Annotated in this window: 18 protein-coding genes and 2 pseudogenes; 3 read left to right on the forward strand and 17 right to left on the reverse strand. The window is 69.7% G+C overall.

Going from position 1 to position 18,563, the window contains the following annotated elements; all coding sequences use genetic code 11:
* Nucleotides 1-146 precede the first annotated feature (146 nt).
* The 4 genes and pseudogenes from ACLQ2R_RS22850 to ACLQ2R_RS22865 form a co-directional block, all read right to left on the reverse strand.
* Nucleotides 147-362 (reverse strand): annotated as a pseudogene (locus ACLQ2R_RS22850) (YchJ family protein); the annotation flags it as partial.
* 80 nt (nt 363-442) lie between these two features.
* A pseudogene (locus tag ACLQ2R_RS22855) lies at nt 443-721 on the reverse strand (alpha-L-rhamnosidase C-terminal domain-containing protein); the annotation flags it as partial.
* A 218-nt stretch (nt 722-939) separates the two neighbouring features.
* On the reverse strand, nt 940-1,821 hold the full coding sequence (locus tag ACLQ2R_RS22860; RefSeq protein ID WP_425962439.1) for a hypothetical protein: 882 nt from the start codon (nt 1,819-1,821) through the stop codon (nt 940-942).
* Between the two features lie 829 nt (nt 1,822-2,650).
* On the reverse strand, nt 2,651-3,814 hold the full coding sequence (locus ACLQ2R_RS22865; protein ID WP_425962440.1) for an acyl-CoA dehydrogenase family protein: 1,164 nt from the start codon (nt 3,812-3,814) through the stop codon (nt 2,651-2,653).
* Between the two features lie 163 nt (nt 3,815-3,977).
* Here ACLQ2R_RS22865 and ACLQ2R_RS22870 point away from each other — a divergent pair, with 163 nt between their 5' ends.
* On the forward strand, nt 3,978-5,279 hold the full coding sequence (locus tag ACLQ2R_RS22870) for a UDP-glucose dehydrogenase family protein (RefSeq protein WP_425962768.1): 1,302 nt from the start codon (nt 3,978-3,980) through the stop codon (nt 5,277-5,279).
* Between the two features lie 691 nt (nt 5,280-5,970).
* On the opposite strand, the gene ACLQ2R_RS22875 is transcribed toward ACLQ2R_RS22870, so the two are convergent.
* From ACLQ2R_RS22875 to ACLQ2R_RS22890, 4 genes are all read right to left on the reverse strand, one after another.
* Nucleotides 5,971-6,207, reverse strand: coding sequence for a DUF397 domain-containing protein (locus ACLQ2R_RS22875; protein WP_425962441.1), 237 nt, complete (start codon nt 6,205-6,207; stop codon nt 5,971-5,973).
* Between the two features lie 415 nt (nt 6,208-6,622).
* On the reverse strand, nt 6,623-6,748 hold the full coding sequence (locus tag ACLQ2R_RS22880; RefSeq protein ID WP_425962443.1) for a hypothetical protein: 126 nt from the start codon (nt 6,746-6,748) through the stop codon (nt 6,623-6,625).
* A 94-nt stretch (nt 6,749-6,842) separates the two neighbouring features.
* Nucleotides 6,843-7,346: a 5-(carboxyamino)imidazole ribonucleotide mutase gene (gene purE / locus ACLQ2R_RS22885; protein WP_425962444.1), complete on the reverse strand. Its 504-nt coding sequence runs from the start codon at nt 7,344-7,346 to the stop codon at nt 6,843-6,845.
* 142 nt (nt 7,347-7,488) lie between these two features.
* A complete protein-coding gene (locus tag ACLQ2R_RS22890; protein ID WP_425962769.1) occupies nt 7,489-8,601 on the reverse strand; it encodes a 5-(carboxyamino)imidazole ribonucleotide synthase in 1,113 nt (370 codons plus the stop codon).
* A 495-nt stretch (nt 8,602-9,096) separates the two neighbouring features.
* Between ACLQ2R_RS22890 and ACLQ2R_RS22895 the strand changes: the two genes are divergently transcribed.
* The gene (locus ACLQ2R_RS22895) at nt 9,097-9,657 is read left to right on the forward strand and encodes a GtrA family protein (RefSeq protein ID WP_425962445.1); all 561 of its coding nucleotides are present in this window, start codon (nt 9,097-9,099) and stop codon (nt 9,655-9,657) included.
* Between the two features lie 39 nt (nt 9,658-9,696).
* Here ACLQ2R_RS22895 and ACLQ2R_RS22900 read toward each other — a convergent pair whose 3' ends face one another.
* From ACLQ2R_RS22900 to ACLQ2R_RS22940, 9 genes are all read right to left on the reverse strand, one after another.
* Nucleotides 9,697-10,974, reverse strand: a complete 1,278-nt coding sequence (locus ACLQ2R_RS22900; protein ID WP_425962446.1) for an ATP-binding protein — start codon at nt 10,972-10,974, stop codon at nt 9,697-9,699.
* Between the two features lie 3 nt (nt 10,975-10,977).
* Nucleotides 10,978-11,646 (reverse strand): response regulator transcription factor, encoded by a 669-nt coding sequence (locus ACLQ2R_RS22905; RefSeq protein WP_012888073.1) that lies wholly within the window; start codon nt 11,644-11,646, stop codon nt 10,978-10,980.
* 251 nt (nt 11,647-11,897) lie between these two features.
* Entirely contained in the window at nt 11,898-12,380 is a 483-nt protein-coding gene (bfr, locus tag ACLQ2R_RS22910) for a bacterioferritin (protein WP_386236129.1), read from the reverse strand.
* 16 nt (nt 12,381-12,396) lie between these two features.
* Nucleotides 12,397-12,594 carry a (2Fe-2S)-binding protein gene (locus ACLQ2R_RS22915; protein WP_425962448.1) on the reverse strand — a complete coding sequence of 66 codons (198 nt, stop codon included), beginning with the start codon at nt 12,592-12,594 and terminating at the stop codon, nt 12,397-12,399.
* Nucleotides 12,595-12,922: 328 nt separating this feature from the next.
* On the reverse strand, nt 12,923-13,540 hold the full coding sequence (locus tag ACLQ2R_RS22920) for an MBL fold metallo-hydrolase (RefSeq protein ID WP_425962449.1): 618 nt from the start codon (nt 13,538-13,540) through the stop codon (nt 12,923-12,925).
* Entirely contained in the window at nt 13,537-14,622 is a 1,086-nt protein-coding gene (locus ACLQ2R_RS22925) for an S-(hydroxymethyl)mycothiol dehydrogenase (protein WP_425962450.1), read from the reverse strand. The genes ACLQ2R_RS22920 and ACLQ2R_RS22925 overlap by 4 nt, the downstream gene beginning before the upstream one ends.
* A 94-nt stretch (nt 14,623-14,716) precedes the next feature.
* The gene (locus ACLQ2R_RS22930) at nt 14,717-15,886 is read right to left on the reverse strand and encodes an adenylate/guanylate cyclase domain-containing protein (RefSeq protein WP_425962451.1); all 1,170 of its coding nucleotides are present in this window, start codon (nt 15,884-15,886) and stop codon (nt 14,717-14,719) included.
* A 3-nt stretch (nt 15,887-15,889) separates the two neighbouring features.
* Nucleotides 15,890-16,408 carry a PH domain-containing protein gene (locus ACLQ2R_RS22935; protein ID WP_425962452.1) on the reverse strand — a complete coding sequence of 173 codons (519 nt, stop codon included), beginning with the start codon at nt 16,406-16,408 and terminating at the stop codon, nt 15,890-15,892.
* Between the two features lie 173 nt (nt 16,409-16,581).
* On the reverse strand, nt 16,582-17,406 hold the full coding sequence (locus ACLQ2R_RS22940) for a biotin--[acetyl-CoA-carboxylase] ligase (RefSeq protein WP_425962453.1): 825 nt from the start codon (nt 17,404-17,406) through the stop codon (nt 16,582-16,584).
* A gap of 282 nt (nt 17,407-17,688) precedes the next feature.
* Here ACLQ2R_RS22940 and fdhD point away from each other — a divergent pair, with 282 nt between their 5' ends.
* On the forward strand, nt 17,689-18,558 hold the full coding sequence (gene fdhD, locus ACLQ2R_RS22945; protein WP_425962454.1) for a formate dehydrogenase accessory sulfurtransferase FdhD: 870 nt from the start codon (nt 17,689-17,691) through the stop codon (nt 18,556-18,558).
* Nucleotides 18,559-18,563: the final 5 nt, after the last annotated feature.

Below are 18,563 nucleotides of genomic sequence, written 5' to 3' on the forward strand. Positions count from 1 at the left end.
CGCCAGACGGCGGGCGCCAACAAGGGCCTGCAGGTGTCGAACGGCAGCTGCTCACCCACGACGCCCCCCCCCCCCCCCCCCGGGGCCCCCCCCCCCCCCCCCCCCCCCCCCCCCCCCCCCCCCGGGGCCCCCCCCCCCCCCCCCGGCGGGCGCGTCGACGGATGCCAGGTGCGCAGCAGGTAGGCGGCGTCACCCACGCCGAAGGCGCTGAACCTCGACCGCATCAGTGCCTCGGCCGTGGTCGCGGACGCCGCCCCGCCGTGCAGCCTCCCGCAGCAGTCCGCGTACGGGACGGGCAGCCCGCACGGGCACGAGGCGGCGGGCGCGGAACGGTCTCGGGGCCGCGGATCACGTCGGGACACGTCCCCAGTATGCCGCCACCGGCACCGCGCCCTCCCCGGGGCGGCCTCGCGGGCCGTCCCGGGGAGGCGCCGCCGGTGGATCAGGACGGGACGACCTCACGGGCGCCCGGGGGAACCGCGGCGACGGACCGGAACGGGACCGTGAACGTGTGCGTCCCCGAGTCGGCCTCCGCCGGGGCCAGGCCGGGCAGGTCCACCTCGGCGACCGTGTTGGGCGGGACGACGGCCGTCACCGTGAGGGTGCCCCCGGCCAGCCGCCAGGAGACCGCGGCGCGGCCGTAGGGGGTGTCGAGCTCGGCCGAGGCCGACGTCAGGCCCCCGCCGGGGCGCGGCGCGATCCGCATCCGCCGGTAGCCGGGCTCGGCCGGCCTACCTCAATGAAATCCAGTTTGCGCTGGAACTCCAACTAGTAGCCAGGCCCTCCCATGCCACTCTCCCCTCAACGAGGGGCACAAGAACCTGTTCCACAAGGCCAGGGGCATACCAGTGACTCTACGGAAATCAGGGCAAATATCTTCATTAAGTCCGGAGCACTTGATTCCGAGCGAGGCGGTATCTTCACTAAACCCCATCCACTCTACGCCCTGTCGACGATATCGCCTCCTTGCGGCCCGCTGAGATCGTCAAAGACCGCGACTTCTTCAAGTCTCGTGTCCGTCGCAGACGCGAACTTAAGACCCTGGACAGTCCCTTCCGCTTTCGTAACTGCCTTGAAGAAATCTATGGAGTCGGCTCTTCCAGTTCTCTTGTAATAGATGGCCAGCGTACGAGCCGCATTGACAAGTTGAAGACCATGCGGCCGGAGTTCCGCAGCTTCAGCGACCTTTCCGGTAGCCCTTCCCTTCCAGTAGGTCGCCGCGTCACTCCAGTATCTTTCCCCTTCCGGATCGCTTTCCCCCATGCCGGCAGCCTCGCACATCAGCAGTACGGCCAGCTCATAGGCGGCCCAAGGATCACCGTCTTGAGCACGCTTGAGCCTCTGCCCCCCCAGATGCCCCCAACTTTCCGGTACGGGAAACACTGTCGGTGCGATTCTTTGTGTGGGCCTCTCCTCCGCAAGTGGAGCGAGGATGTCGCCCGAGACCTCTTTCTCAGCGACTTGCTTCCCAGCTTCCGAGGGAAACCCTGCCTCATGCGAGTGTGCCGTCGACAACGGAACGCCTTCGCTTTCTTTTGCAGAGCGCCAAAGTTGGTTGAACTCCGCAAACAGGTCATCCAGCGGGGCTGGATTAAGACTGGACTTAACAGCGATACGGTGACACACGATCACAAGAGTGCGAACCAGCAGCCAATCAGGTACTTTTTTGGACTTTCCACTCACAAGATCGTTGGCGGTAGTACGCGGAAGCGGCCTCAACCACTCACGCTCCTCGCCAGCTTCGGCAATAACGCTGTCCGCCACCCTTGCAAGCGTGGGATAGGGCGGCTGGCCAGCCTCAATGGAGTACAGCTTCCTCATGCGCGCTACAAGCGACGTAAGGGGGTCACCGCTTGGACCGGCTTCACTCATGATCCAACCTGCCTGGGATCGCAAATGCTCCATAAAAGGACAAATAGGGCACTGGCAGACAGGGGAGCGACCCACCCTGCTGCCTGGCCCTCAAAGGTCACCATGGTCCCACAGGTCAAGGTGGTGGAAGTTCGTCGCACCGAATACGACTTGTCTCGCTTAGCCCACCTGCCCGGCCACGTCCGGTGGTGTCCGATAACGTCCGGAGACATCCGGGAGAATAACCATCTCATCCGAAGCCGGTTGACGGAGAGTGCTCAAGGTTTACCCCCTGCTACTCCTAGTGCCATGAATCTTTGTCAATCAGCCGGTCGGAGCAAGCGCGTGGTGACCCCCGAAGGTGAGATCAGCGCGTGAGCAAGACGAATCTCGTTTGGTGGGCTATCACCGGCGTTCTTTTCTCGATCTTGGTCGGTGTCGCCGGCGCGCTCCTCTCCCTTGGAGACGGCAGTTCGGTCACCGGAGCCATCATGGTCGGCGCAGGAGCCGCAGGAGGATCCGCAGGGCTGTGGATCGCCAGTACAGCGGCAGTGCACACGGCACTCAAGCGAGACCGTGGTGACAACCCAGACCTATGACACCGCTGTAGCGGTGCTGCCCCCGAGGATTGGACTCACGCGATCCTTCCTGTCGGCAGCCGCTCAGAGCAGCCCAGACAGGCGAAGAACAGAAGCGCGTTCCGTCCCTGCAATGCATCTCATGGAGCAGGGACGGAACAGAGCCGCCCAAGAGGACCGACAGACGATCTGGTGATAACAGAACTTCCGCTGGTCAGGGGCTACTTCAGGAGCTGGCGGGCCATGACCATGCGCTGGATCTGGTTGGTGCCCTCGTAGATCTGGGTGATCTTGGCGTCGCGCATCATGCGCTCGACCGGGTAGTCGCTGGTGTAGCCGTACCCGCCCAGGAGCTGGACGGCGTCGGTGGTGATCTCCATGGCGGCGTCGGAGGCGGCGCACTTGGCGGCGCTGGAGATGAAGGTGAGGTCCTTCTGCGGCTCGCCGTGCATGGCCCGTTCGGACCTGGCCGCGGCGGCGTAGGTGAGCTGCCGGGCGGCCTCCAGCTTCATGGCCATGTCGGCGATCATGAACTGGACGCCCTGGAACTCCGCGACGGCCTTGCCGAACTGCTTGCGCTCCTTGACGTAGCCCACCGCGTAGTCGAGGGCGCCCTGGGCGATGCCGAGCGCCTGGGCGGCGATGGTGATGCGGGTGTGGTCCAGGGTGGCCAGCGCGGTCTTGAAGCCGGTACCGGGCTCGCCGATCATGCGGGAGACGGGGATCCGCACGTTCTCCAGGATGACCTGGCGGGTCGGGGAGCCCTTGATGCCCAGCTTGCGCTCCTTGGCGCCGAAGCTGACGCCCTCGTCGCTCTTCTCCACGACGAAGGCGGAGATGCCCCTGGCCCCGGCGCCCGGCTCGGTGACGGCCATCACCGTGTAGAACTCCGACACCCCGGCGTTGGTGATCCACATCTTGGCGCCGTCGAGCACGTAGTGATCGCCGTCCAGGACCGCGCGGGTCTTCATCGCGGCCGCGTCGCTGCCCGCCTCCGCCTCCGACAGGGCGTACGAGAACATGGCCTCGCCCCGCGCGACCGGCGCCAGGTAGCGCTGCTTGAGCTCTTCGGAGGCCGACAGCAGCAGGGGAACGGTGCCGAGCTTGTTGACGGCGGGGATCAGCGAGGACGAGGCGCAGGCCCGCGCCACCTCCTCGATGACGATGACGGTCGCGAGGGCGTCCGCACCGGCACCGCCGTACTCCTCGGGGACGTGCACGGCGTGCAGGTCCGCCGCGACGAGCGCCTTGTAGACGTCCCAGGGGAACTCCCCGGTCTCGTCGGCCTCGGCGGCGCGGGGGGCGATCTTCTCGTCGGCGAGGGCGCGGACCGTCTCGCGGAGCATCTGGTGCTCTTCGGGCAACGCGTAGAGAGGGTAGCTCATGGGCAAATAGTAGGACGTCCAACAAAGTATGGAGCGATCCACCCCCTGAGATCTCTGTCTCCGCGTTTGCGCAGGTGGCAAAGTGACCGTGTCGGATGCCGATACCCTGACGGCAAAGAATTGGGCAGAACCGAAAGGAGCACCAGTGGCCTACCGCCTGACGATGGTGGGAACCGGATACCTCGGTGCGACGACGTCCGCGTGCATGGCCGAGCTGGGCTTCGACGTGCTCAGCCTCGACGTGGACGCGGAGAAGATCGGCCGCCTGCAGGCCGGGGATCTGCCCATCTACGAACCCGGCCTCCAGGACGTGCTGCGGCGCAACCTGGCCAACGGCCGGCTGCGCTTCACCACCTCCTACGAGGAGGCCGCCGCCTTCGGGGACGTGCACTTCCTGTGCCTGGGCACCCCGCAGAAGCCGGGTGAGTACGCCGCCGACGTGTCCTACCTGGACGCCGCGATCGAGTCGCTCGCCCCCCACCTGGACCGCGAGTGCCTGGTCGTCGGCAAGTCCACCGTCCCGGTGGGCACCGCGCAGCGGCTGGCCGACAAGCTGGCCCGGCTGGCGCCCATCGGCGCGGGCGCCGAGCTGGCGTGGAACCCCGAGTTCCTCCGCGAGGGGTTCGCGGTGAAGGACACCCTGCACCCCGACCGGATCGTGCTCGGCGTCTCCTCGGACCGCGCCGAGAAGATCATGCGGGAGGTGTACGCCTCCATGCTGGAGGCGGGCACCCCGATGGTGATCACCGACTACCCGACGGCCGAGCTGGTGAAGGTCGCCGCGAACGCCTTCCTCGCCACGAAGATCTCCTTCATCAACGCCATGGCCGAGGTCTGCGAGGCGGCGCACGCCGACGTCAAGCAGCTCTCGCTGGCCCTGTCCTTCGACGACCGCATCGGCGGCAAGTTCCTCAACCCGGGGCTCGGTTTCGGTGGCGGCTGCCTGCCCAAGGACATCCGGGCGTTCATGGCCCGCGCCGGGGAGCTCGGCGCCGACCAGGCGCTGACCTTCCTGCGCGAGGTGGACGCGATCAACATGCGCCGCCGCGCCCGCATGGTCGACCTGGCCCGCGAGCTGACCGGGGGGTCCTTCCACGGCTGTACGGTCGCGGTGCTCGGCGCCGCCTTCAAGCCCAACTCCGACGACATCCGCGACTCCCCCGCCCTCGACGTCGCGGTGAAGATCAGCGAGCAGGGCGGCCGGGTGACCGTCTACGACCCCGTCGCCCAGGAGAACGCCCGCCGCGCCCACCCGGAGCTGTCCTACGGGCAGTCCGCGCTGGAGGCGGCCAGGGACGCGCACGTCGTGCTGCTGCTGACCGAGTGGGAGGAGTTCATCACCCTCGACCCCGAGGAACTGGGCACGGTGGTGGCCTCCCGGAAGATCGTCGACGGTCGCAACGCCCTCGACGCCGAGACCTGGCGGGCGGCGGGCTGGCACTACCGCGCCCTCGGCCGCCCCTGACCTCGCCCGCCGGGCCGGGGAACGGGCGTCTCGTCCGCGCTCGCCTCACCCGGAGGTCCGGTACATGCCCGCCTCATACGAGGGTCCGGTACGCACCCGCCTCGCACGGGGACGGCCGCACTGGCCGGCTCATGCGGCGGTCACCTCACCCGGGGGCCGTTTCACGCGAATGTCGTTCTCCCATGAAAGCCGTCCCACCCGGAGAACGCTTCACATAAAAATCGTTTTCCTCCGAGGCCGCCCCGGGGAAAGGGGCTTTCCGCGAGGCCTTCTCACACCGGCGACGGCGGGCTCCCGGTATCGGCCGGGAGCCCGCCGTCGTCGGAGCCGGCGCCCGGGGAGTCTTGTCGCTCCCCGATTCGCCGTGCTCGGTCTACCAGTAGTAGTAGTACCAGTTGTCCCTGTACCAGCGACGGCGACGCCGGTAGCGACGTCTCCTGGGGCCGGGACCGTGCTCGAGCCGGGAAGTCCCGGAAAAGATCGCATTGAAGTTCATGGCCACCTCTCTTCATGCCGATCTCTCGAATCTTTCAACATCCACCATATGCGCCATAAAAGACGAGTACACAAAATCGCCTTCAATTTGGCTTCACGATACTTTTAGTGGATACCACCGAGAAAAACGGATGAAGAACCGTTGACCTTGGTCATGGAAAGCCCTCGGTGCCCGGGGTCGCGGGCCCCGGCGCGATCAGTTGTCGAACTCCCCCAGCTTCACCCCGCCGACGAAGGCGTCCCACTCCGCCCGGGTGAAGAACAGCTTCGGCCCGTCGGGGTTCCTGGAGTCGCGCAGCACGTAGAGGGGGCCGGCCCCGGCCTTGTGGCCCTCGCCGACGTCGTCGACCACGGCCACCTCGACACAACTACCGTCGCCGTCGTCCTCGGGAGCCGCCCGGCGCCAGACGGCCTTGCTGAGGTCCGCGTCCATGTCGTCCATCACCTTCGCCACTCGATGCCCGTCGGGGGGCGGGGCCCCGCGCGGAGCTCTCTTCGGAACGGGTACGAATCGCGCCACGTCGCGGGACGGCCGGTGACGCGCCCCTCGATGTCGCGGTCCACGTACACGATAGACCGGGCCGTCCCCGGCGACGGTCGTTATGGGAACGACAGGTGCGGCAGGGGGGAACGAGAGGTGCGGAGGGGCGGCGGGAGTACGAGCCGGGAGGGGAGCGCGCCGCCGCTCACGGGAAACGCGTCCGTGGACCGCCGGCCGACGTCCTCGTGCCCGTCGATCGCCGTGCACGTCGATCACCATGGCCGGGGGCGACGCTCCCGGCGAGCGGGCGACGTGCCCGCACGGAACCCACGCCGGATCGACGCACCGGCACGGGGATCACACCGGATCAGTGTGCCGAGACGGAGCTCGCGTCGGCGGGGGCCGGCTGCCCGCTCTCACCGGCCCCCAGGCTGCCGAACACCGCCAGGACCGCCACGGTGAGTCCGAGGACGGCGCGGATAGCGTTCCTCATGATCCCAACCTCCCGAGTCTGTGGGATCTTTCCCCTTCCCTCCGGATTCGCGTCTATCCGCAACTCACCAAAATGATGGATAAAACGGGAATAATCAGGCGCCGAGCTGGGCGGCTTCGGCGCGGAGCCGCTCCCCCTTGGCGTGGGCCTGATCCTTGAGAGCGCGCTGGAACGCCTCCATCTTCGCCCTCAGCCCCTCGTCGGAGGCGGCGAGGATCCGTACGGCCAGCAGGCCCGCGTTGCGGGCGCCCCCGACGGCGACGGTCGCGACCGGGACCCCGGCGGGCATCTGGACGATCGACAACAGGGAGTCCAGCCCGTCCAGGTACTTCAGCGGAACGGGCACGCCGATCACCGGCAGAGTTGTCACCGAGGCGAGCATGCCCGGCAGGTGGGCGGCTCCCCCGGCACCCGCGACGATCACCTTCAGCCCGCGGCCGGCCGCCCCGGCGCCGTACGCGATCATCTCCTCGGGCATGCGGTGCGCGGAGACCACGTCGGCCTCGAAGGCCACCCCGAACTCGGCGAGCGCCTCGGCGGCGAGTCTCATCACCGGCCAGTCGGAGTCGCTGCCCATGACGATGCCGACGGTGGTCATGCTCTCTCCCTGCCTGCCGCGGGCCGCGAGGGCCGCGTTCTCGACGTTCTCGACGTTCTCGACGTTCTCGACGTTCTCGACGTTCTCGACGTTCTCGACGATGTCGTGCTCGGGTGTGACCGCGCCACGGCGCGGCCCGCCCTCAGGTGTATCTTCCCTCGGTGAGGTAGACCGCGGCGTGACGGGCGCGCGCGCGGACCTCCTCCAGGTCGGTGCCGAGCGCGGTGACGTGGCCGATCTTGCGCCCGGGCCGCACCTCCTTGCCGTAGAAGTGGACCTTGATCCCGGGGTCGTGGGCCATCACGTGCTCGTACCGGGCGAAGACGTCCGGATCGTCGCCGCCCAGCAGGTTGGCCATCACCACCACGGGCGCGGTCGGCGCGGGAGACCCGAGCGGCAGGTCGAGAACGGCGCGCAGGTGCTGCTCGTACTGGGAGGTGCGGGCACCCTCGATCGTCCAGTGCCCGCTGTTGTGCGGGCGCATGGCGAGCTCGTTCACGATCAGCCCCGAGGGGACGGCGAACATCTCCACGGCCAGCAGCCCGGTCACGCCCAGTTCCTTGGCGATGTTCAGGGCGATCCGCTGGGCCGCCGCGGCCTGTTCCGGGTCGAGGCCCGGCGCGGGGGCGAGCACCTCGACGCAGATGCCGTCGCGCTGGACGGTCTCCACCACCGGGTAGCTGACCCCCTGCCCGTGCGGCGACCTGGCGACCAGCACGGCCAGCTCCCGTTCGAACGTCACGAACCCCTCGGCCAGCAGCGGCACGCCGGAGGCCAGCACCTCGGCCGCGTCGTCGGCGGAGCGGCAGACCCACACGCCCCGCCCGTCGTATCCGCCGCGGACCGCCTTGAGCACGACGGGCCAGCCGTGCTCCGCGGCGAACCCCTCGACGTCGGCTGCCGTCCCGACCCGCCGCCAGGGCGGGCACGGAGCGCCGATCTCGGTCAGCCGCTCGCGCATCACGGCCTTGTCCTGGGCGTGTACGAGCGCGTCGGCGCCGGGGTGCACGGCGACGCCGTCCTCGCTCAGGGCGCGGACGTGCTCGGTGGGCACGTGCTCGTGGTCGAAGGTGACCGCGTCGCACCCCTTGGCGAGATCACGCAGGTCCTCCAGGGACCGGTGGTCGCCCAGACGCACGTCGGCGATCACGCGGGCCGCGCTCTCGTCGGGCGAGCCCGCCAGGACCCGCAGTTCGACGCCGAGGGCGATGGCCGCCTGCTGGGTCATCCGGGCCAGCTGACCGGCTCCGATCATGCCGACGACGGGTCCGGAGGGATGGGCCGGAGAATGGCTGCTCACGGCGGTCGAGTGTACCGTCCCCCGGTACGGGGCCGGTCGGCCGGTCGGGGCCTGCGGGCCGGAACGAGAGACGGGCAGCCGTTCAGGGACCTGCGGGCCGGAGCGGGGGAACGGGCGGCCGGTCGGGGGCTGCGGGCCGAGGCCGGGCGGCCGTTCCGGGTGGCCTCGCGGGCCACGACCGCCCGGCGTCCTCTCCGCCCGGGTGGCGGCCCTCTCCACCCCGGAGGGATCAGGAGGATTTCCAACGACCCACCGGGTCAGCGTAGCGTCGCGGCACCCTCACAAACCGCTATATACGACATTTCTAGAAAAGCTCCCGATGGGGGTTATGAGAAAATCGCGGTGATGTCACGCGGCCTCGCACACCGCACCGGTACCCTGATCCGAGAGTGCTCGGGGTCCTCCGGCGTGGTGGATCACCGGTCGACCCTGAAAGGACCGTGCACGGACGTGGAGTTTCTCCGGAACGCCTACGGGCGGCTCGCCGAGCTGGCACGGGAACTGGCGAAGTTCGGCGCGATCGGCGCGGTCGCCTTCGTGATCGACGCCGGCGGCACCAACCTGCTCCGGTTCGGGTTCGGCTGGGGACCGCTCACCTCCAAGGTCATCGCCACCGTCGTCGCGGCCACCTTCGCCTACCTCGGCAACCGCCACTGGACGTTCAGGCACCGCGAGCAGAGCGGCCTGGCCCGCGAGTACTTCCTCTTCTTCGTGCTCAACGGCGTCGGCCTGCTGATCTCCCTGCTGGTGATCGGTTTCGTGACCTACACGCTCGGCCTGCAGGACGCGCTGAGCTACAACATCGCGCTGCTCATCGGGACCGGGCTCGGCACCCTGTTCAGGTTCTGGTCCTACAAGAAGTGGGTCTTCCTGGCTCCGGTGGCCCCCGTGGCCCCCGTGGCTGTTGTGGAGAAGCCCGCCGCCCCGGCTCCGGCCAGCCCGGTGAACGGGCACGTGTACCTGCTGAACAAGACGCCCGAGGAGAACGTGCCACCGCCCCGGCAGCACTGAACCCGGGAAACCCCGCCGGACCACCCGATCCCCGAGAAATCAGGCGGGGCCGCGGACGACGCGCTTCCTGCCCGTGTCGCCCACCTGGCGCAGGAAGAACGCGAACGCCGCGGGGCGGGGACGTACCAGCTCGAGGCGTCCGCCGTCGGCGGCGGCCAGCGCCCTGGCCAGGGGAAGCCCCAGACCCGTGCTGCCGCCCCCGCTGACGTTCCGCTCGAAGACCCGGGGGCCCAGCTCGTCGGGGATGCCCCTGCCCTGGTCCGCCACCTCGATCACGACGGACCTGTCCTTGACGCTGGTCGTCACGGTCACCGTGCCGTCCCCGTGCTCCAGCGAGTTCTCCAGCAGGGTGGAGACGACCTGGCTGATGCCGCCGCCGGTGCCCAGGGCCTGGAGCTCACGCGTGCCGGCCAGCTTCAGCCTCCGCCCGGCCCGCCGGAACGCCGGCCCCCACTCGATGAACTGCTGGTCGAGCAGCGTGTCGAGTTCCACGATCTCGGACTGGGCCTGACGCTGCCTCCTGGCGGTGGCCAGCAGCTCGTCGATCACGGCGGTGAGCCGCTCGGCCTGCACGATCGCGGCCTCGCCCTCCTCCTTGACGATGCCGGGCTCGTCGGCCGCGGCGACGATCTCCTCAAGTCTCATGGTCAGGCCGGTGAGCGGGGTGCGGAGCTGGTGGGAGGCGTCGGTGGCGAACTCCCGCTCCCTGGCCAGCAGGTCCGAGATGCGGGTGGCGCTGCGGTCCAGCACCTCGGCCACCCGGTCGAGCTCCTGGATGCCGTAGCGATGCTTGCTCGGCCTGGCGTCGCCGGAACCGAGACGCTCAGCGATCATCGCCAGGTCGCTGAGCGGGAGCGTCAGGCGCCGCGACTGCACGATGGCGAGCCCGACCGCGACCGCCAGGGCAGCCGCGGCGAGTCCCAGGATGAGGAAGAGCCACGCGCGGACCTCGCGCTCCACCTCCGTCTTGTCCCGGCTGACCGCGACGTACACGCCGTTCTCCGACTGGGCGTCCTCGGTCATCTTCTGGCTCTCGGGGGGCTCGGTGCCCACCGTTATCACCTGGGGAGGCGTCCCCTTGGCGTAGATCTGGATGTAGAGGTCGGAGTACTTGCGTTCCAGTTGCTGCTCGTCGACGGGCTGGTCCTGGATCCGGGCGTACTCCACCTCCCCCAGCAGGCTCTTGGCGTACGAGGAGAGCGCCTGGGTCGCCTCCTCCTCGATGAGCCGGTTGACCGCCACACCGAGGGGGATGCCGAGCAGCAGCACCCCGATGACCGCGACGAGGAGGGTTGAGGAGAGCAGGCGGCGGCGCATCTCCTACTCGCGCTCGAACCTGAAGCCGACCCCTCGAACCGTCGTGATGTACCGGGGCTTGGCGGCGTCGTCCCCGAGTTTCCGGCGTAGCCACGAGATGTGCATGTCCAGGGTCTTGGTCGAGCCCCACCAGTTGGTGTCCCACACCTCGCGCATGATCTGCTCGCGGGTGACCACCTTCCCGGCGTCCCGGACCAGCACCCTCAGCAGGTCGAACTCCTTGGTGGTCAGATGCAGTTCCTTGTCGCCCATCCACGCGCGGCGGGAGTCGGCGTCGATGCGCACGCCCTGCACCACCGGCGTCTCGGACGTGCCGCGCCGCAGCAGGGCACGGACGCGCGCCAGCAACTCGGCGAGACGGAAAGGCTTGGTCACGTAGTCGTCGGCCCCGGCGTCGAGGCCCACCACGGTGTCCACCTCGTCGACGCGGGCGGTGAGTATCAGCACGGGAGTCCCGTGGCCCTCGGCGCGGATGCGCCGGGCCACCTCCAGGCCGTCCATCTCGGGCAGGCCCAGGTCGAGAACGATCAAGTCGATGCCGCCCGACAGCGCTCTTTCCAGAGCCTGCGGGCCGTCAGGGCTCACCTCTACTTGATAACCCTCGCGGCGCAGCGCGCGCGCCAATGGTTCGGAAATCGAGGTGTCATCCTCGGCGAGTAGTACACAGGTCATGTTGCGATCGTAGGACCTTAGGGGATCGTTTCCCGGGTACAGCGCGCGGTTTGACTCGTCGTTGACCTATCCATTGACCTGGGCAAACACTGATAAATCCCGGATAGTCATCCCGCAACGACCTGAGGCCGCGCGGTAGGTCTCCCGCCTTGTTAGCCCCTCGAAAGCACAGGGGCCCAAAAGGATTGACCGGCAAAGCAGAACACGCCCTACCAGAAAGGATCTGGCGGGCGTGTTCCACTCGATTCAGCTTATTCAGCCGACGGCGGCTCCGCGTAGCGAGCGAGGTAGAGCTGCTCACCGAGACTGCCGATCAGACCGAGTTCGGTCTCCAGGTAGTCGATGTGGCGCTCCTCGTCCTCCAGGATCTCCTCGAAGAGGCGGGCCGAGGTGGCGTCACCCTTCTCGCGCATCAGGACGATGGCGGGACGGAGGCGGGTGACCACCTCCAGCTCGACGTTCAGGTCCGCGCGGAGCTGCTCCGCCACGGTCTGGCCGATGTGCAGGGTGCCCAGCTTCTGGTAGTTGGGCAGCCCCTCCAGGAAGAGGATGCGGTCGGTGAGCTTCTCCGCGTGGCGCATCTCGTCGATGGACTCTTCGCGGGTGTACTTGGCCAACCGGGTGTAGCCCCAGTTCTCCTGCATCTTGGCGTGGAGGAAGTACTGGTTGATCGCGGTCAGCTCAGCGGTCAACTGCTCGTTGAGCAGCTCGATGATCTTCTTGTCGCCCTGCATGATCGGGCTCCTCGTGCTATGCGGTCGGCATCAAATCTTCAGACCGCTTCAGGATCGCACAGATTTTGCGCACGCAAACAGCGCAGTCGCCGCCGGCACCCGTGGCGTCGCGGATCTGACGCGCGCTCTTCGCACCTGCCGAGATGCAGTCGTGCACCTCGTTCTCGGTGACCGCCCGGCAGACGCATACGTACACGAGGATGTGACCTCTCATGAGGGTACCATAGGTAAGGCACACCTAAGGTACCTCATTTGGTTAGCCTTGCCTATGTGAAGCAGGACACATAGGGCTGACTCACACTCATCCCTCGAAAGCGGAGAGGACCCCGCACTCCATCCGTTCGGCTCCGTTCACGCGCACGGCGTCCGAGGTTCGGAGCCCGCCGAGCCCCACGAGACCGCAGACCCCCCGCACACGACAAAGGACCCTCGAAGAAGTCCGAAAGGCCCCACAGATGCCTTTCAGGACCTTCTCGGGCCCTCTGTGCCGTTCGGACCGCCGACGTCCCGCCCGGTCTCCCGGGTCGGCGACCCGTCCCCGATCAGTGCCCCCTGGCCAGCCATTCGTCCAGGTGGGAGGCCTCCTCGCCGATGACGGTCGAGGCACCGTGGCCGGTGTGCACGACCGTTCCCGGCGGCAGCGTCAGCAGCCGCCCCTTGATCGACTCGATGATGGTGCCGAACGAGGAGAAGGACCGCCCCGTCGCCCCGGGGCCGCCCTGGAACAGGGTGTCGCCGCTGAAGACCGTGCAGATGTCCGCGCCGTACAGGCAGACCGCGCCCGGGGAGTGGCCCGGCGTGTGCAGCACGGTCAGCTCGACCCCTCCGGCCGAGAGCACCTGGCCGTCCTCCAGCGGGGTGTACGGCAGGTCGGCGTAGACCATCTCCCAGAGCACCTGGTCGGCCGGGTGGAGCAGGACCGGCGCGCCCGTCTTCGCGGCGAGCTCGGCGGCGGCGTCGATGTGGTCGTCGTGCGCGTGGGTGCACACGATGGCCCTGACCTCCCGGTCGCCCACCCGCCGGGCGATCGCGGCGGCGTCGTGCGCGGCGTCGACGACGATGACCTCGCTCGCCGAGCCGACGATCCAGACGTTGTTGTCGACGTCCCAGGTCCCGCCGTCCAGCGAGAAGGTGCCCGAGGTGACGATCTTGTCGATCACAGGATCACCACCGAGCGCAGGACCTCGCCCCGGTGCATCTTGGCGAAGGCGTCCTCGACGTCGCCCAGGCCGATCGTCTCGGAGACGAAGCGGTCCAGGTCCAGCCGTCCCTGCAGGTAGAGGTCGATCAGCATGGGGAAGTCGCGGCTGGGCAGGCAGTCGCCGTACCAGGAGGACCTCAGCGCGCCGCCGCGGCCGAAGACGTCGATCAGCGGCAGCTCCAGCGTCATCTCCGGGGTGGGCACCCCCACCAGGACCACGGTCCCGGCCAGGTCGCGGGCGTAGAAGGCCTGCTTGTAGGTCTCGGGACGGCCGACCGCCTCGATCACCACGTCCGCGCCGTTGCCCCCGGTGAGCTCCTTGACCGTCTCGACCACGTCCTGGGTACGGGAGTTGACCGTGTGGGTGGCGCCGAAGTCGACCGCCCAGCCGAGCTTGCGGTCGTCCACGTCCACCGCGATGATCTTCGAGGCTCCCGCCAGCCGCGCTCCCAGGATGGCCGCGTCACCGACGCCGCCGCACCCGATGACCGCCACGCTGTCGCCGCGCCCCACCCCGCCGGTGTTGATCGCGGCCCCCAGGCCGGCCATCACGCCGCACCCCAGCAGCCCGGCCACCTTCGCCGGCGCCGACGGGTCGACCTTGGTGCACTGCCCGGCCGCCACCAGCGTCTTCTCGATGAACGCGCCGATGCCCAGCGCCGGGCTCAGCGGCGTGCCGTCCTCCAGGGTCATCTTCTGGGAGGCGTTGTGGGTGTCGAAGCAGTACCAGGGGCGGCCCCGCAGGCACGCCCGGCAGTTCCCGCACACCGCACGCCAGTTCAGGATCACGAAGTCGCCCTGGGCGACCTCGGTGACGCCCTCACCGACCGCCTCGACCACGCCTGCCGCCTCGTGGCCGAGCAGGAACGGGAACTCGTCGTTGATGCCCCCCTCGCGGTAGTGCAGGTCGGTGTGGCAGACGCCACAGGCCTGGACCGTCACCACGACCTCCCCCGGTCCGGGATCGGGCACGATGACGGTCTCCAGCGAGACCGGCTCGCCCTTGCCACGCGCGACCACGCCTTGCACGGTGTACGGCATTCCTGCACCTCATCTGTTCTGGAACTCTCCGAGCCCCGCGAGCCCGCTTCCCGGGGGGACGGTCCCCGGTGCCCGCTCGGATCTCGGTGGTCGGTCAATGCTTACCAGGACTGCGGCGCAGAACATAAGGCTGCACCACCCCGAGTCCCCGGGCGGGCCGCCGCCGGATGCGGGCCGTCTCGACGCCGGGGGCGTCCTCCAGCGCGTCGGCCAGCCCGGCGTCGACGACGATCGTGCCGGGACGGGCGATCGCCGTGAGCCGCGCCGCCAGGTTGACCGTGGTGCCGAAGACGTCCCCCATGATCGGCACCACCGGGCCGTACGCCAGGCCGATCCGCACGTCCGACCCGTAGCGGCGGATCACCTCGACCAGGTCCAGGGCGATCACCGCCGCCCTGCGCGGATCGGAGGCCGAGAAGAGCACCTCGTCGCCGAGGGTCTTGACCAGCCGTCCGCCGTGCTCGGCGACGACGTCGGAGGCCCGCGCCTCGAAGCCCTCGACCAGCTCGGCCAGGCCGCGCTCGTCCAGCTCGCGGGCGACCCTGGTGAAGGAGACCAGGTCGGCGAAGCCCACCGCCAGGGTGAGCCTGGCCGGCACGGCGGCAGCGGTGCCGTCGGCGCCGTCGGTGCCGTCGGCGTTACCGGCGTCACCGGTGCCGTCGGCGATGTCGGCGACGGTCAGCAGGCGGGTCCCGGCGGCGGCGAGCTGGGCGCGCCACACGTGCACCAGCACCTTCTCGAAGTCGGGCAGCAACCGGCGCGAGGTCTCCATGACCGCGGCCAGCTCCTCGTCGGAGGGCCGGCCGCCGGGGTCGAGCATGGCCCCGATCATGATCTCGGCCTGCCACTGGGCGAGCCTGGCCGTGGTCTGCCCGAGCGCCCTGGACATCCGGATGACGGTCGTGTCGTCCATCAGGCCGTTCTCCAGCATCGTCCGCACCCGCAGCAGCACGGCGACGTCGGCGTCGGTGAAGGCCACGGCGTCGTCGGGCAGCGTGGCGAACCCCAGGGCCCGCCAGATCCGCTCGGTGAGCCGCTGCGGCACCCCGGCGAGCGCCGCCACCTCGATCCGGGTGTAGCGGGGAGGCGTGCCCACGAAGAGGTGTTCGATCTGCTCCGCCGTCGGGCGTCCCGCGGTCGCCTCACCCACCGGGCCGCTCTCCCCGCTCTCCCCGGGCTCCCCGCTCTCCCCCGGATCACCGCCGAGGTCCTCACCCGGGCCCTCCCTCGGGCCCTCGTCCCCGCCCGGGAGATCACGCCGCATCGGTCACCGCCCGCCGGGTTCGGAGGGCTCCCCGTCGGCCGCCTCGTCGATCGCGCGGAACAGCTCGGTCCGTACCTGGTGGATCCGCGGGATGTCCCGGAGCGTGATCCGGCCGTGGTCGCCCGCCGACTCCACGACGAGCGTGCCGCAGCCGAAGATCCTCTCCACGAGGCTCTGGTCCGCGCTGACCGCGACGACCTTGGTCATCGGGATGTCGTCGACGGACGTGCTCAGCACGCCCGTGCCGATGGTGAACCGGTGCGAGGTGAGCACGTACGAGGTGTTCCTCCAGCGCAGGTACGGCACGAACGACCAGACCGTCAGCAGGCCGACGCTGACCACGGCCACCGCGACGAGCGCGTAGAAGTAGTACTCGAAGTCCGGCATGAAGAAGACGGCGGCTCCGGACGCCAGGATGATCAGGATCAGCGCGAGGAACGGCACGATGAGGCGTTTCCAGTGAGGGCGGAACGACCTGATCCGTCGCTCCCCCTCCGTCATCTGATGATCGGGTAGACCCATGGGGCAAATCGTGGCACGTTCGCGTGCCCCGCGTCTTGACCCGCGCGAGCGAACACGCGCGACGTCGTCCGGACCCGCGCGGCCGGACACGTACGACGTCGTCCCGACCCGCGCGAGCGGACACGCGCGACGTCACCGGGCGGTACGGCGTACGGACGGCGGCGGGCGCGAGGTCAGGCGCCCTGCGGGCGGACGTGCACGACGTCCCCCACGCTGAGCGTGTGCTCCTCGCCCTTGGCGTCGACGAGCAGGTGGCCCGCGTGGTCGACGCCGGTGGCCGTGCCGGTGAGCACCCGCTCCCCCGGCAGCTCCACCCGGACCCGCCGCCCGACCGTGGCACTGGCCGCCAGGTAGGCGGCCCGCAGCCCGCACGCCTCGGGGTCGCCGTCGGCCTCCGACCACTCCCGGTAGTGGCTCTCGATCTCCCGCAGCACCGCGCGCAGGAGCGTGTCCCGGTCGGCGCAGGCGGCCTTCTCCAGGGCCAGCGAGGTGGCGGTCTCCACCGGCAGCTCCTCGGCGCGCACGCTCACGTTCAACCCGACGCCCACGATCACCGCGCTGTCGATCCGCTCGGCGAGCACCCCGGCGAGCTTGCGCTCGCCGACCAGCAGGTCGTTGGGCCACTTGAGCCTGACGTCGACCTCGGCGACCTTGCGCACCGCGGACGCGACCGCCAGGCCGACGAGCAGGGGGAGCCAGCCCTGCCTGGCCGGGGGCGGGTCGGGACGCAGGAGCATCGAGAACGTCAGGCCCGAGCGCGGTGGAGCGCTCCAGGTCCTGCCGAGCCTGCCCCGTCCGGCGAACTGGGTCTCGGCGACGACGACGGCCCCCTGCCGGACACCGTCGCGGGCGGCCTGCGCGAGGTCCGCGTTGGTCGATCCGGTCCTGGCGACCACGGTGATGTCGGACCAGAGGCCGCCGGGGCGGACCAGGGCACGAGTGAGCGCCGCCTGGGAGAGCGGCGGGCGGTCGAGATCGGTGAACGGCGAGTCGAGCACCTCACCATCCTGCCTTCCCGGGGAAGCGGCCGGTACCGAATCCCCGTATGTCGTCGCAGGGCCCCGCGCCCCGGCCCGGTGGCGGCGGCGTGAGGGCGGCGGCGTGAGGTCGTCGGCGTGGGGGCGATGTGGGGGCGTAGGGTGGCCTGGCCGCCACCGTCGCCGGACACGCCGCCGGGGACGCGCGACGCGCCCGGCCCACCCGGCCCTGAGCGCCGTGCACGCCGCGTGCGACGGGCACCGGCCCGGGGCGGTCCCGAGGTCCCACGCTGGAGGATGCGCATGAGCGGACGTCCCGACCCGCGTGCGGACGCCACGCGCAGGCCCGGGCCCACCACGCGGGCACGGGTCGGGCAGATGCGCTCGGGCACGCTCCACGAGCGCCGCGACGACCTGGCCACCGAGGAGCCGCTGGAGATCCGGATCCGGTCGGGCGCGGAACACCGCACGGTCGCGATCACCATGCGCACCCCCGGGCACGACTTCGAGCTCGCCGCCGGGTTCCTGCACGGCGAGGGCGTCGCGGCCCCGGCCGACGTGGTGTCCATCGCCTACTGCACCGACGAGGACGTGTCCCCGCAGGCGCGCTACAACACCGTCACCGTGCGGCTCCGCGGCCCGCTGCCCGTCCTGCCCTCGCTGGACCGGCACTTCATGACGTCGAGCGCGTGCGGCGTCTGCGGCACCGCGAGCCTGGACGCCCTGCGCGACCGGTGCAGGCCGCTGCCCGCCGACCGGGAGCTGCGCGTCTCCCCGGAGATCCTGTACGAGCTGCCCGACCGCCTCAGGCGGGCCCAGGGGATCTTCGGCAAGACCGGGGGGCTGCACGCCGCCGGGCTGTTCACCCCCGGCGGGGAGCCGCTCGCGGTCCGCGAGGACGTGGGACGGCACAACGCGCTGGACAAGCTCGTCGGCTGGGCCATGATGACCGGCAGGCTGCCGCTGGACGGGCACCTGCTCATGGTCAGCGGGCGGACCAGCTACGAGATCATGCAGAAGGCCCTCGCCGCGGGCCTGCCGGTCGTCTGCGCGGTCTCCGCGCCCTCCTCCCTGGCCGTCGAGCTGGCCAGGGAGTTCGGCATGACGCTGGTCGGCTTCCTGCGCGAGGAGCGCTTCAACGTGTACGCCGGGGCACACCGCCTGACGCCCTGAGCACC

Origin of the sequence: Streptosporangium sp. DT93, assembly GCF_049844535.1 — a bacterium.
In the GTDB taxonomy this organism is placed as follows: Bacteria; Actinomycetota; Actinomycetes; order Streptosporangiales; family Streptosporangiaceae; genus Streptosporangium.

Bases quoted from the DNA above. Each gene is read 5' to 3' on its own strand.
- ACLQ2R_RS22925 (WP_425962450.1), bottom strand. From the start codon at position 14,622: ATGCCGTACACCGTGCAAGGCGTGGTCGCGCGTGGCAAGGGCGAGCCG.
- ACLQ2R_RS22900 (WP_425962446.1), bottom strand. From the start codon at position 10,974: ATGCGCCGCCGCCTGCTCTCCTCAACCCTCCTCGTCGCGGTCATCGGG.
- ACLQ2R_RS22870 (WP_425962768.1), top strand. From the start codon at position 3,978: ATGGTGGGAACCGGATACCTCGGTGCGACGACGTCCGCGTGCATGGCC.
- ACLQ2R_RS22930 (WP_425962451.1), bottom strand. From the start codon at position 15,886: ATGCGGCGTGATCTCCCGGGCGGGGACGAGGGCCCGAGGGAGGGCCCG.
- ACLQ2R_RS22880 (WP_425962443.1), bottom strand. From the start codon at position 6,748: ATGAGGAACGCTATCCGCGCCGTCCTCGGACTCACCGTGGCGGTCCTG.
- fdhD (WP_425962454.1), top strand. From the start codon at position 17,689: ATGAGCGGACGTCCCGACCCGCGTGCGGACGCCACGCGCAGGCCCGGG.
- ACLQ2R_RS22860 (WP_425962439.1), bottom strand. From the start codon at position 1,821: ATGAGGAAGCTGTACTCCATTGAGGCTGGCCAGCCGCCCTATCCCACG.
- ACLQ2R_RS22865 (WP_425962440.1), bottom strand. From the start codon at position 3,814: ATGAGCTACCCTCTCTACGCGTTGCCCGAAGAGCACCAGATGCTCCGC.
- ACLQ2R_RS22890 (WP_425962769.1), bottom strand. From the start codon at position 8,601: ATGATCGGAGCCGGTCAGCTGGCCCGGATGACCCAGCAGGCGGCCATC.
- purE (WP_425962444.1), bottom strand. From the start codon at position 7,346: ATGACCACCGTCGGCATCGTCATGGGCAGCGACTCCGACTGGCCGGTG.
- bfr (WP_386236129.1), bottom strand. From the start codon at position 12,380: ATGCAGGGCGACAAGAAGATCATCGAGCTGCTCAACGAGCAGTTGACC.
- ACLQ2R_RS22875 (WP_425962441.1), bottom strand. From the start codon at position 6,207: ATGGACGCGGACCTCAGCAAGGCCGTCTGGCGCCGGGCGGCTCCCGAG.
- ACLQ2R_RS22915 (WP_425962448.1), bottom strand. From the start codon at position 12,594: ATGAGAGGTCACATCCTCGTGTACGTATGCGTCTGCCGGGCGGTCACC.
- ACLQ2R_RS22905 (WP_012888073.1), bottom strand. From the start codon at position 11,646: ATGACCTGTGTACTACTCGCCGAGGATGACACCTCGATTTCCGAACCA.
- ACLQ2R_RS22935 (WP_425962452.1), bottom strand. From the start codon at position 16,408: ATGGGTCTACCCGATCATCAGATGACGGAGGGGGAGCGACGGATCAGG.